13 protein-coding genes and 1 pseudogene are annotated in these 12,057 nt (G+C 30.6%); 11 read left to right on the top strand and 3 right to left on the bottom strand.

The features are described from left to right. Positions 1 to 108 precede the first annotated feature (108 nt). The 5 genes from BUB51_RS09940 to BUB51_RS09925 all read left to right on the top strand — a co-directional run bounded on the left by BUB51_RS09940 (position 109) and on the right by BUB51_RS09925 (position 3,406). Complete coding sequence (locus tag BUB51_RS09940; protein WP_073197474.1) at positions 109 to 774, top strand: hypothetical protein; 666 nt, start codon at positions 109 to 111, stop codon at positions 772 to 774. 183 nt (positions 775 to 957) lie between these two features. Next, on the top strand, positions 958 to 1,551 hold the full coding sequence (locus BUB51_RS13270; protein ID WP_200791942.1) for a FeoB small GTPase domain-containing protein: 594 nt from the start codon (positions 958 to 960) through the stop codon (positions 1,549 to 1,551). Continuing rightward, the gene (locus BUB51_RS09935; RefSeq protein WP_200791941.1) at positions 1,535 to 2,986 is read left to right on the top strand and encodes a ferrous iron transporter B; all 1,452 of its coding nucleotides are present in this window, start codon (positions 1,535 to 1,537) and stop codon (positions 2,984 to 2,986) included. Before BUB51_RS13270 ends, BUB51_RS09935 begins: the two co-directional genes overlap by 17 nt. Continuing rightward, a complete protein-coding gene (locus BUB51_RS09930; RefSeq protein WP_035163176.1) occupies positions 2,983 to 3,165 on the top strand; it encodes a hypothetical protein in 183 nt (60 codons plus the stop codon). Before BUB51_RS09935 ends, BUB51_RS09930 begins: the two co-directional genes overlap by 4 nt. Next, the gene (locus BUB51_RS09925; RefSeq protein WP_073197472.1) at positions 3,158 to 3,406 is read left to right on the top strand and encodes a FeoA family protein; all 249 of its coding nucleotides are present in this window, start codon (positions 3,158 to 3,160) and stop codon (positions 3,404 to 3,406) included. Before BUB51_RS09930 ends, BUB51_RS09925 begins: the two co-directional genes overlap by 8 nt. 85 nt (positions 3,407 to 3,491) lie before the next feature. Here BUB51_RS09925 and BUB51_RS09920 read toward each other — a convergent pair whose 3' ends face one another. Continuing rightward, a complete protein-coding gene (locus BUB51_RS09920) occupies positions 3,492 to 3,722 on the bottom strand; it encodes a DUF1450 domain-containing protein (RefSeq protein WP_073197471.1) in 231 nt (76 codons plus the stop codon). Positions 3,723 to 3,870: 148 nt separating this feature from the next. Here BUB51_RS09920 and BUB51_RS09915 point away from each other — a divergent pair, with 148 nt between their 5' ends. Both BUB51_RS09915 and BUB51_RS09910 read left to right on the top strand, forming a co-directional pair. After that, positions 3,871 to 4,704: a DNA-binding domain-containing protein gene (locus BUB51_RS09915; RefSeq protein ID WP_073197469.1), complete on the top strand. Its 834-nt coding sequence runs from the start codon at positions 3,871 to 3,873 to the stop codon at positions 4,702 to 4,704. A gap of 122 nt (positions 4,705 to 4,826) precedes the next feature. Next, positions 4,827 to 6,086, top strand: a complete 1,260-nt coding sequence (locus BUB51_RS09910) for a dicarboxylate/amino acid:cation symporter (protein WP_073197467.1) — start codon at positions 4,827 to 4,829, stop codon at positions 6,084 to 6,086. 314 nt (positions 6,087 to 6,400) lie between these two features. Here BUB51_RS09910 and BUB51_RS09905 read toward each other — a convergent pair whose 3' ends face one another. Beyond that, positions 6,401 to 6,697, bottom strand: coding sequence for a hypothetical protein (locus BUB51_RS09905; RefSeq protein ID WP_073197465.1), 297 nt, complete (start codon positions 6,695 to 6,697; stop codon positions 6,401 to 6,403). Between the two features lie 265 nt (positions 6,698 to 6,962). Between BUB51_RS09905 and xylF the strand changes: the two genes are divergently transcribed. From xylF to BUB51_RS09885, 4 genes are all read left to right on the top strand, one after another. Beyond that, positions 6,963 to 8,054, top strand: a complete 1,092-nt coding sequence (xylF, locus tag BUB51_RS09900; RefSeq protein WP_073197463.1) for a D-xylose ABC transporter substrate-binding protein — start codon at positions 6,963 to 6,965, stop codon at positions 8,052 to 8,054. A 100-nt stretch (positions 8,055 to 8,154) separates the two neighbouring features. Beyond that, positions 8,155 to 9,693, top strand: a complete 1,539-nt coding sequence (locus BUB51_RS09895; protein WP_073197461.1) for a xylose ABC transporter ATP-binding protein — start codon at positions 8,155 to 8,157, stop codon at positions 9,691 to 9,693. Beyond that, positions 9,686 to 10,837: a sugar ABC transporter permease gene (locus BUB51_RS09890; RefSeq protein WP_200791940.1), complete on the top strand. Its 1,152-nt coding sequence runs from the start codon at positions 9,686 to 9,688 to the stop codon at positions 10,835 to 10,837. Before BUB51_RS09895 ends, BUB51_RS09890 begins: the two co-directional genes overlap by 8 nt. An 89-nt stretch (positions 10,838 to 10,926) precedes the next feature. Next, positions 10,927 to 11,754 (top strand): substrate-binding domain-containing protein, encoded by an 828-nt coding sequence (locus BUB51_RS09885; protein ID WP_073197458.1) that lies wholly within the window; start codon positions 10,927 to 10,929, stop codon positions 11,752 to 11,754. A gap of 100 nt (positions 11,755 to 11,854) precedes the next feature. Here the strand turns inward: BUB51_RS09885 and BUB51_RS09880 are convergent. After that, positions 11,855 to 12,057 (bottom strand): annotated as a pseudogene (locus BUB51_RS09880) (IS110 family transposase); the annotation flags it as partial.

Genomic DNA, 12,057 nt, shown 5'->3' with positions numbered 1-12,057 from the left:
TTCTATAAGATTTTTATAGATATAAGTCAACGGATATTGATATGCTTTGTGATTGTAAGTTTAAAGTAGATAATGGCAGGGTATATAGAGAAGGAAGTGATATAAAAGATGAATAAAAAATGTGTTTGGATAATGGTTATCAGTATTTTAATAGCTTTATTTACTGCTATTATAGTACGTACCTCTATTATAGATATTAGCGATGTAAAAGCTGCTGATTTAGAAAAGTTTAGAGTAATGGATGGAGGAAGTATTAGAGAAATTAATTTGTCACTTTCGGATCTTATAAATGACTCTGATGTAATAGTTAGAGGTTTAGCATTAAATGAGAGGATGTATTTACATGAGGCTACCCTTACGGCTTTTAAGGTGAATACCGTATATAAAGGGAGTCAAGACATAGTAGGTACTAATATATATATTTTTGAACCATCGGCATTTAATTTTGAGCATAATTTTTTTCGTATATATAATGGATATAGTTTGATGAAAGATGGGAATGAATACATATTATTTTTAAAAAAATGGCGATACACTGAATATTTAGACTATAACCCATATTATAAAAATAAGGATATATATATATTAGCTCATAACAGTGGTATCGATAAGTACAATGTAAAAGCAGATTCATTTAGTGAAATTATGTCTAAGGATAAAAAATATTATGGACAAATAGCGCAATATGATTTTTATGTGTATGACAAAAATGAAATGGACAAATATATAAAAATTAAAAATGAAGTTTTAAATTATTTTATGAATACAAAATGAATTATATGGCAGTGAAATATTACTTGAAAAGTTAGAGATGATGATATATAATGCTATTGAGATTGATAATAGTTCTTATTATGAAGATATAAAAAGCTCTCCTGTATTTTATAATACGGGAGGGCCTAAATTTAAACCTTTGGCTGATAATGATTATCAATATAGACTTTAGGGGGTTTTCATATGGAATACTGTCAAGATAGACCATGGTATAAGAAATTAATTGCTACGCTATTAGGGATTAATAATTGTGATGGTGAGGTTAATCAGAATACACAGGGGTTAGAGAAAATTGCTTTAGTTGGAAGTCCAAATGTCGGCAAAAGTGTATTGTTTAATATATTAACTGGAGCTTATGTTACAGTTTCAAATTATCCTGGTACTACAGTTGAGGTTTCAAGAGGAAGAGGAAAAATTGGGAATAAAGAATATGAAATAATAGATACTCCGGGCATGTATTCTCTTATGTGCATTACAGAGGAAGAAAAGGTAACGAGGGAGCTTTTGCTTAGAGAAAGCCCTAAAGCTGTAATTCACGTTATAGATGCTAAAAATATACAGAGAATGCTGCCATTAACTATTCAATTAATAGAGAGTGGATTACCTGTTATATTAGTTCTGAATATTATGGATGAAGCAGAGAGAATGGGGCTTAAAATAAATGTTGCCAAATTAGAAAAAGATTTAGGAATACCGGTTATACCTACTATAGCAGCCTTAAACAAAGGAATAGATACTCTAAAAGAAAGGATTGGAAGGTATGTCACAGCAGCTTAACTTTAAATACGATGAAATTATAGAAAAGTCAATAAGTGATATTATCGATAATTTGAAAGGTGAATATGTACTTTCAAAGAGAGCTATGGCTTTACTGTTATTGCAGGAAGATGAGGATATTATTGAGAAAGTAAAAGAGACAGAGAGAAATAATTATGATAAAATAAGTGAAATAATTAGTAGAACTAAAGAGAAATATGATAAACCGTTAAGTTATGTTATAGCTCTTTCTAGACAAAAAGTTATTGAAGATATTACGAATAAAGTTGTTACTAAAGATGAGAAAAATAAAAATAATATATCTAATTTTCTAAGCAAGTTAACTATGAATCCTATTACAGGTATTCCTATATTGTTACTTGTTATATATTTTGGATTGTATAAGTTTGTAGGTGAATTTGGAGCAGGAACAGTAGTAGATTTTTTGGAGACTCGAATATTTGAAGCATATGTAAATCCGTGGGTTAATGGAATAGTAAATTCGGTTATACCTTGGAAATGGCTTCAAGATTTAATCGCTAATGATTACGGAATAATAACGCTTGGTATTAGATATGCTGCTGCTATTGTCTTACCTATAGTCGGAACATTTTTCTTTGCATTTTCTATTATAGAGGACAGCGGATATTTACCAAGATTAGCGATGCTTGTAGATAGAGTGTTCAAAAAAATAGGATTAAATGGCCGTGCAGTTATACCTATGACTTTAGGATTTGGATGCGATACTATGGCGACTATGGTAAGCAGGACTCTAGAGACTAAAAGAGAGAGGATTATCGCCACTTTATTATTAGCTTTGGCAATACCATGTTCTGCACAATTAGGTGTAATTTTGGCACTACTGTCAGGTGAACCTAAAGCACTATTAGTTTGGATAATATTTATGGTATTTGTATTTTTGTTTATAGGTTATTTGACTTCTAAGATTATGCCGGGAGAAGGACCAAGTTTTTATATGGAAGTACCACCGCTCAGATTGCCAAAATTGACAAATATATTGACGAAGACTTATACTAGAATGCAATGGTATTTTGTTGAAATAGTACCTCTGTTTATATTTGCTAGTGTTTTGATTTGGTTTGGGAATATAACTGGATTATTTGATGTTTTAATAAATATGCTTAAACCTGCTGTAAATATGATAGGATTACCAGATGATGTGGCTACGGTATTTCTTTTTGGATTTTTTAGAAGAGACTATGGAGCGGCGGGGCTTTATGACTTGCAGCAGGCAGGAATTTTGTCTCCTAGACAGCTTGTAGTTGCAGCCGCAACATTGACTTTATTTGTTCCTTGTGTTGCTCAATTTGCTATGATGATTAAAGAAAGAGGTGCAAAAACTGCTGTTTTAATGGGTATATTTATATTGATATTCTCTTTCATTGCAGGTTTTGTGCTCAACTGGATGTTAGGTATATTTGGGGTGTTAGCATGATAAAATGTAGTTTTTGTGGATATGAATTTGATGAGAATGAGAGTAAAAGAGGGTGCCAGAGCTGTCCTTTAAATAAAAGCTGTAATAAATATAAATGTCCTAATTGTGGATTTGAAATACCTAAAGAGCCTAAATTAATACAGCTTATCAAGAAATGGAGGAAGAAGAGGAATGGATAAGACTCAAGGTAATTCTAAAACAATTCCTGCAGTTAAAATGAAGAGCGGTGAAGAAGGTATTATTGCAGAACTGGATACAGATAGTAAATCTATATTGAGGAAACTTATGGCGATGGGAATTTTGCCTGGAATGAAGCTAAAGATGATACAGACATTTCCATCTTATGTATTTCAAGTAGGTTATACGCAGGTTGCTGTTGATAAAGAGATTGCATCTGTTATTTTGATAAATAAAAATTAGATTTCAGAAGTCTCTTAGATTTTGACTAAGAGGCTTTTTTAGTTGATGATAATTAAATTTGTTGTATAATGTTAAATAATTAAAATTATAAGATATAAGATTTTATCTCTTCAAATAGCTCTTCAGGTGTATCGGCTTGAACTATCTCTCCGTTTATTAGAGCGAAAGGTGAAGTTGAGCAGTCATCACAAAATCCAAGACATGATACAACTTTAATTTCGATATTGTTATCTATTTCATTTTCTAGCATTTCTATGATTTTATCTGTGCCAAAACTAAAGTTATTCTCACAAAATTGAATTTTGTAGTCAGCCATTATATTACCTCCTAAAAAGATTATAGTAATAGTATGGCAAAACAATTTAAAACTATACCAGTTTAAAATAGAGTAAACAATATTTCTGTATTTGGATAAAATAATTTTAAATGATATAGTTAGAAAAAGTATTTGGAGGTTGTTGAAAATGAAGTTTTACATCATTGAAAATGATTATGATACGATTAGAGCTATTGAAAATATTATAGAAGATAATAAATTGGGCGAATTAATAGGATATTCAATAGATGCAGATGATGCATTAAATGAAATACTTTTAAAAAGACCAGATATCGTTTTGATGGATTTGTTGATGCCTGATAAAAATGGGATACAAATAATAAAGAAAATTAAAAGTAGTAATAGCAGTATTAAAATCATTATTATTTCACAAGAAACTTCAAAGGAAATAGTAAGTAGAGCATATAATGCAGGAATTGACTTTTTTATAAGTAAACCAATTAATACTGTTGAAATAAGTAAAGTGGTAAAAAACATTTCAGAAAATATAAAAATGGAGAAGATACTTAATAAGATTAAGCGAATATTTGACAAGTTAGAGCTAAGTAGCCAAAGATATGAAAAAAGAGATAGAGAAGTAAATATAAGAATTATATTAAGTCAATTGGGGATTTTAGGAGAAAAGGGAAGTGAAGATATAATCAATATTTGCAATTATATAATTAAAAATAAATTAAAGCCTTCGGAGATTAGGATTAGAGACATTTGTAATAGTTTGAGTAATAGCCCAAGAGCTATGGAACAAAGAGTCAGAAGAGCAATAAATAAAGCATTGATTAATATTGTGAATTTGGGATTAGAAGATAATATGAATGATACATTTATAAAATATTCAAATACGTTATTCGATTTTGAAGATGTAAAAGCAGAGATGGACCTTGCAAGAGGCAAAAATACTATGGGAGGCAAAATTAAGGTTCTTAAATTTATAGAAGGGTTATTACTGTATAGTGAATTTTAATCAGATTAGACATTCATTATTTAGAAAATTCTGTGTATATTTTTGTATTATTTTGTATTTTATCGATATCTACCCGCTATAATTATCATATGCTGTTAACATCATAGAAGGAGGGGAAGCATATGAGGAGTAAAACTAGTCTCACTCAAAAAATACTAATAGGTTTAGTACTTGGTGTATTTTTCGGAATAATATTAAGTAAATTGCCATCAGGTTTTATCAAAGATACAATAATTATTAATGGAATATTAAGATTAGTCGGTGGAATTTTTATTAATTCTATTAAGATGTTAGTTGTACCTTTAGTATTTATTTCGTTAGTTGTTGGGGCTTCATCTATAGGAGATATAAATAAACTTGGAAGAGTCGGCGTTAAAACTATAGCTTTTTATTTAATAACTACATGTATTGCAATAACACTTGCATTGATTGTGGCAAATATAATAGATCCTGGTATAGGATTAGATTTATCTAATGTAATTAAAAAAGAGCCTACAATTGGAACTGCTAAATCATTTGTTGATGTTGTAATCGATATGGTTCCTATAAACCCAATAGCTTCACTTGCAAATGGTACTATGCTTCAAATAATAGTATTTGCATTACTAACTGGTGTAACTATGGCTCTTATAAGAGAGAAAGCACAGCCGGTTATTGATATTTTTAATTCTTTAAATGAAATAATGATGAAAATGGTAATGATAATAATGTTGATAGCACCATATGGAGTTTTTGCACTTATTACTAATACTTTTGCAACTGTTGGATTTAAGGCAATGGGTCCATTGTTAAAGTATATGGCAGCTGTTATCATAACACTTATTATACATGCAGGTTTAACATATATGGGTATATTGGCTGGATTGGGCAAATTAAATCCTATACAATTTTTAAAGAATTTTGCTCCTGCAATGAGTGTTGCATTTTCAACGGCTTCAAGTAATGGTACATTGCCGGTTACTATTGAAACGATGGAACAAAGATGTGGAGTTTCTAAAAATATAGCTTCATTTACATTACCATTAGGTGCGACAATAAATATGGATGGAACTGCCATAATGCAGGGAATTGCTGTAGTTTTTATCTCTCAAGTATATGGTATTGACCTTTCATTACAGGCATTTCTAACGGTAATATTGACTGCTACATTAGCTTCAGTAGGTACTGCTGGTGTGCCAGGAGTAGGACTTATTACTTTATCAATGGTACTTCAATCTGTAGGGTTACCAGTCGAAGGTATTGCATTAATAATGGGAATAGATAGATTATTGGATATGTGCAGAACGGTTGTAAATATTACTGGAGATGCAGTTTGTACGATAGTTGTTTCGAAAACAGAAGGAGAATTTGATAAAGAAGTATATTATGCTAAAAATGAATAAGATAAGGTAGCATAAAACACATTTATTTAAGTTTCCCCATGTACAAGATTTTGGAGAAACTTAAATATTTTTAATTTTGCTAATAGCATTAGTCATTAGTTATTTTAATTATATCAGTTATTTTGTAAAAAGCATTAAAAGAAGTCAAAATAAAAAAATGAGAATACGGAATGTTATTGTTAATATTTTTATTAATCTTTTTGCAGTTATCAGTATTATAATATTAGGCTATATAACGATAATATTTTTTTTACTTGCTTGGGTGTACTTTAATTGAAAAGAAAGATCAAAACTTTTTAGTCTTTTGATAGTCTTTATAAATTTTTTTTATCGTTATTTAAGTATTCATAAATGAGGTTAATAAACATATGATAGTATGTTTCCTTATCGAAATCTTTAAGCCGGTAGCTCGTTTTATATATTTCATAATCGATTTCTTTAAATATTTCGATTATATCCTCCATGGTTTGGAGGATATATTTTTTTCTAGTATCCATATTGCTACTTGCTCTTTTCAGTATTTTTATCTTTTTTTCAAGTGTTAAAATTGCATTATTGATTTCGTATTTATGTATAATTTCTTTCTTTTTAAATAATTTTGTGAGAAACATCTAATTATTCCTCCCATAGATTGAAGCTCTTTTAATTAATATAATATTTATAATGGAAATTAATGTTACTCAAAAGAGAAAAGTTATAATATCCTTACTTTTTTTGTTGTTGTATTAATTGATAAGCCAAAAAAGTTAAGAAATTATTTTTTGAAAAATTAATATCAGCTTTATTCTGAAGAAACTGGACAAATATTTGCAGATATACCATGCTATAATATTAATCACTAGGAAAACATTTTCAAAATATTGAGGAGGGGATTAGATGATATTAAAAAAACTTAAGAGAGCTACAGCTCTTGTTGGGGTTTTAGTTTTAACTACAGGTATTTTTGCGGGATGTTCGGGTGGTACTACAAATAAGCCATCAGATGCGAATAAAGGTGGCAAAGATGATGAAATAGTAATAGGATTTTCAATGGATACATTAAAAGAAGAAAGATGGCAAAAAGATAGAGATACTTTAATGGCAAGAGCTAAAGAATTAGGAGTTAAAATTTTAATCCAAGCAGCTAATGGAGATGATAATAAGCAAATTGCACAAGCTGAGAACTTAATTTCACAAGGTGTAGATGTACTTATGGTTGCACCTCATAATGCTGAAGTTGCGGCGACTATTGTTGAAGCAGCACATGAAGAAGGTATACCAGTTCTTTCATATGATAGATTAATTAAAAATTCAGATGTTGATGTTTATGTATCTTTTGATAATGAGAAAGTTGGAGAATTACAAGCTGAATATGTAACTAAATTAGTACCAAAAGGAAATTATGTTTATATAGGTGGTGCTCCAACAGATAATAATGCACACTTATTCAGAAAAGGTGCAATGAATGTCTTAAAACCACTCATTGAAAAGGGAGATATAAAATTAGTATATGACCAAATGTCTAAAGATTGGCAGCCTTCAGAAGCACAAAAGCATATGGAAAACGCTTTAACAGCTAATAAAAATAAAATTGATGCAGTAATTTGTGCTAATGACGGTACGGCTGGTGGTGCAATATCTGCATTATCAGAACAGCAATTAGCAGGAAAAGTGCCTGTAACTGGACAGGACGCAGAATTAGCAGCTTGTCAAAGAATTGTTGAGGGTATGCAGACAATGACTGTTTATAAACCAATACCAAAATTAGCTGAAACAGCATTAGACGTTGCTATTAAATTAGCTAAAAAAGAGAAAGTTGAGACTAATGGTACTGTAAATAACGGTAAAATAGATGTTCCATCAGTGCTTCTTGAGCCAATAGTAGTTGATAAAAACAACATGATGGATACTATCATTAAAGATGGATATCATCCATATGAAGAAGTATACAAAAATATACCTGAAGACCAAAGACCAAAGCAGAAATAATTAAAAAAATAAAAGAGGTTATGTTATTAACCTCTTTTCTAATTACAAAAGATTAAAGTGTTTACAGTTTTTCTTTTCTATTTTGGAGGTGTCCTTAAATATGAGCGAATATATTTTGGAGATGAGAGGAATTACTAAAGAATTTCCTGGAGTCAAAGCATTAGATAATGTTAACTTTAAAGTAAAAAGAGGAGAAGTACATGCACTGTGCGGAGAAAATGGGGCTGGGAAATCTACTCTTATGAAGATTTTAAGTGGAGTATATCCATACGGCACTTATAAAGGCGATATAGTTTTAAAGGGTGAAGTTCAGAAATTTTATGGTATAAAAGATTCAGAGAGAAAGAAGATAGCAATAGTATATCAAGAACTTGCATTAGTTCCTCAAATGACGGTAGCCGAAAATATTTATTTAGCTAATGAGCCTTTGAAATTTGGAGGCACTACTATAGATGATGATAAATTAAATTATATGGCAAAAGAGTTATTAAATAGATTAGGAATTGATATAAATCCTGTAACTAAAGTAGGGGCGTTAGGTGTAGGGAAACAGCAGTTAGTTGAAATAGCGAAGGCTTTATCTAAAGATGTTGAGGTTCTAATTCTTGATGAACCGACAGCGGCTTTGACTGAAACAGAAGTAGAAACACTTTTTAGAATAATTAAAGAACTTAAGAAAAAAGGAATAACTTTCATAATAATTACTCATAAATTAGAAGAGATTTTTCAGATAGCGGATACAGTTACTATACTAAGAGACGGGCAGACTATAAGTACTCATTCTATTGAAGAATTAGATGAAGATACTATTATTAAGGGTATGGTTGGTAGAGAACTAACTGAAAGATATCCTAAAGTTTCTCATAAAGGAGAAGAAGTTATTTTAGAAGTAAAGAATTTTACAGTTTATGATCCTAATATGCCTTATAGAAAACTTGTTGATAATGTGTCTTTTAAAGTCAAAAAGGGAGAGATACTAGGTATTTCTGGATTAGTAGGAGCAGGTAGAACAGAGTTAGTCATGGGTATTTTTGGTGCTTATGATAAATTAGTTGAAGGAGAAATATTTTTAGACGGTAAAAAAATCGAAATAAAATCTCCAAGTGATGCAATAAGATATGGTTTAGCGTTGGTTACCGAGGACAGAAAAGGTAATGGGCTTATTTTAGATCAAAGTATTATGATGAATACTACGTTAGCGGCATTAGATAAAGTAATGACGAAAGGTATACTGGATGAAAACAAAGAGATATTATATTCAAAAAAATATGTAGAGGAATTAAAGGTAAAAACTCCGTCGTTAGAGCAGAAGGTTGGTAATCTATCTGGAGGAAATCAGCAGAAAGTAGTTTTGGCTAAATGGCTGATGACTAATCCTAGAGTATTGTTTTTAGATGAGCCTACAAGAGGTATAGATGTAGGTGCTAAGTATGAAATATATAATATTATGAATAAATTAGTCGAAAATGGTGTAGCTGTAGTTATGATTTCATCGGAACTTCCAGAGATATTAGGAATGTCAGATAGAATATTGGTAATGCATGAGGGTAAGATTAAGGGAGAACTTGAAAATAAAAATGTTACGCAAGAAGAGATCATGTATTATGCAACAGGAAGGAGTCGTGCAAGAAATGAATGATATTCTAACAAAGAAAAAAGAAAAAAGGCGTGTAAATATAAGAAAGTATACAATGGTGATAGCGCTTGTAGCTATATGGGTACTGTTTTCGTTTCTAGATAAGAGTGGAACGTTTTTAACACCTAGAAACCTATCAAACCTATTCAGACAGATGGCCGTAACTGCTGTATTAGCTATGGGTATGTTTATGATATTAGTAGATTTGCATATAGACTTATCACTTGGTTCATTAGTTGGTTTGACAGGTGGAGTTGCTGCGCTATTAATGTATAAAGTAGGTTTAAATCCATTCTTAGCGGTAATTTTGACACTGTTATTAGGAGCAGTATTAGGAGCAATAACAGGTTCTTGGGTTAATGCAGGAGTACCAGCTTTTATAGCATCATTGGGAGGAATGCTTGCATATAGAGGGGCTATAATGGGGCTTACAAGAGGAGAGTCTATACCAGTAAGCCAGGCTTCTTTTAGATTTTTAGGAACTGCATATTTGCCTAAGTCTATCGGACTTGTGCTAGGAGTTATTGCTTGTATAGTAATAATATTGAGTACTTTCAAAAAGAGAAAAGATAGAATTAAATTTGGATTTAAAGTAAAACCGTTAGCAATGGAATTAATATATTTAGCAGTATACGTAATATCTATAATGTTATTCGTTTTAGTTATGAATTCATATAAGGGAATACCTGTACCTATCATGATAGTATTAGCACTTGCACTTGTTTTGAATTTTGTAACGACAAAAACTAGATTTGGTAGACAGGTATTTGCAATAGGTGGTAATAAAGAAGCTGCGAAGCTTTCAGGTATAAATATTAAGAGAAGAACGCTTCAAATATTTATAATATCAGGGCTTATGGCTTCTGTAGCAGGTATTTTATTAACTGCTAGGTTAGGAACAGCAACAACTGATGCAGGTAATGGTTTTGAATTAGATGCTGTTGCTTCATGTGTTATCGGAGGAACTTCATTATTAGGCGGTGAAGGTACTGTACTTGGTGCCGTATTAGGAGCTTTAGTTATGGCTTCAATAGATAATGGTATGAGTATATTAAATACAGAGGCTTATTGGCAGCTAATAGTAAAAGGAATTATATTAGTAGTGGCAGTTTTTGTTGATATATACACTAAAAAGAAAAGCAAATAAATATAATGAATGATATAATAAGACTATAGAAGGATTTTAATAGGCCCTGATACTTTTCAGGGTCTTTAGTATATATTCTGGAGGATGTTATGAGAAGATATTTTATAATCATTTTCATATTATTATCATTAGTAATAGTTTTTATGAGTTTAACATCTCTAATAAAGTGCTACTATTTAACTTTGAAAAATCAAGATTCTGATTTTATAAAAGAGGGTAAATACCATTTTATTCTCGTGTTAAAAGAGGATGATTTATTTTGGAATAAAGTAGCAGATGGTGCAAAAAGAGCAGCTGAAAAATATAACGTAACATTGAGTATATTAAAAGAAAATTATTTTGATATGGATAATCATTTAGATTTAATCGATAGAGCTATAGAATCTTCTCCTGATGGAATTATTTCTTACACATTAAACGAGCAGAAATATGAAAACATTATAACTTGTTCAGTAGACAAAAAAATACCTTTTATAACTTTAGATGTTGATGTTTTGAAGAGTAAAAGGGATGCTTTTATAGGCACAAATAACTATTATACGGGAATAGTACTTGCCAAAAAGTTAATTAATGCGATAGGTGATAGAGGAGATATAGGCATCGTAATGAATAGTGAGGAAAATAGTTTTATGCTTACAGGAATATATGGGGAAGTTTCAAGACATGAAGGCGTATCAATTGTAGATACACGTTATATTGATACAAAGAGAGTCAATACCTATAAAGTCATAGAAGATATGGTTATAAATAATAGAGAATTAAAAGGAATTATATGTATCGATCCTTATGCGACTTATATGGCTGGACAGGTTATTGTTAGACAAAATAAGGTTGGTAAAATCAAATTGGTTGGGACTGGAGATTTAGAAGGTACTTTAAGATTTATTAAAAAAGACCAGCTATTAAATGTCAAGTAACAAAATCGAAAAAAAGTATTATAATTAAACAACTAAAAATAGGCATGACAAAAAGAGGTTATTAGTTTTAATAACCCGAAGGATAATTATTCATATTTAATTAAGCCATTGGAGTGTATTCTTTATTGTCACGCATTACAGCATAAATTATATAGGTTAACTTTCGAGCGACAGCTCCTATGGCAGTTAAATGATGTTTACCTTCAGACCTTTTCTTGTTGTAATAATTATTTAAAACAGGGTCATTAAATGCAGCAACTGTAGCAGCCATCCATATGGCTCGTCTAAGGTATGGAGAACCTC

This window comes from Caloranaerobacter azorensis DSM 13643 (assembly GCF_900129995.1).
Classification (GTDB): domain Bacteria; phylum Bacillota; class Clostridia; order Tissierellales; family Thermohalobacteraceae; genus Caloranaerobacter; species Caloranaerobacter azorensis.
This window is presented reverse-complemented; position numbering and strand designations above follow the sequence as displayed.

Coding starts and splice junctions, on each gene's coding strand:
- BUB51_RS09940 (WP_073197474.1), top strand. CDS start 109: ATGAATAAAAAATGTGTTTGGATAATGGTTATCAGTATTTTAATAGCT.
- BUB51_RS13270 (WP_200791942.1), top strand. CDS start 958: ATGGAATACTGTCAAGATAGACCATGGTATAAGAAATTAATTGCTACG.
- BUB51_RS09935 (WP_200791941.1), top strand. CDS start 1,535: ATGTCACAGCAGCTTAACTTTAAATACGATGAAATTATAGAAAAGTCA.
- BUB51_RS09930 (WP_035163176.1), top strand. CDS start 2,983: ATGATAAAATGTAGTTTTTGTGGATATGAATTTGATGAGAATGAGAGT.
- BUB51_RS09925 (WP_073197472.1), top strand. CDS start 3,158: ATGGATAAGACTCAAGGTAATTCTAAAACAATTCCTGCAGTTAAAATG.
- BUB51_RS09920 (WP_073197471.1), bottom strand. CDS start 3,722: ATGGCTGACTACAAAATTCAATTTTGTGAGAATAACTTTAGTTTTGGC.
- BUB51_RS09915 (WP_073197469.1), top strand. CDS start 3,871: ATGAAGTTTTACATCATTGAAAATGATTATGATACGATTAGAGCTATT.
- BUB51_RS09910 (WP_073197467.1), top strand. CDS start 4,827: ATGAGGAGTAAAACTAGTCTCACTCAAAAAATACTAATAGGTTTAGTA.
- BUB51_RS09905 (WP_073197465.1), bottom strand. CDS start 6,697: ATGTTTCTCACAAAATTATTTAAAAAGAAAGAAATTATACATAAATAC.
- xylF (WP_073197463.1), top strand. CDS start 6,963: ATGATATTAAAAAAACTTAAGAGAGCTACAGCTCTTGTTGGGGTTTTA.
- BUB51_RS09895 (WP_073197461.1), top strand. CDS start 8,155: ATGAGCGAATATATTTTGGAGATGAGAGGAATTACTAAAGAATTTCCT.
- BUB51_RS09890 (WP_200791940.1), top strand. CDS start 9,686: ATGAATGATATTCTAACAAAGAAAAAAGAAAAAAGGCGTGTAAATATA.
- BUB51_RS09885 (WP_073197458.1), top strand. CDS start 10,927: ATGAGAAGATATTTTATAATCATTTTCATATTATTATCATTAGTAATA.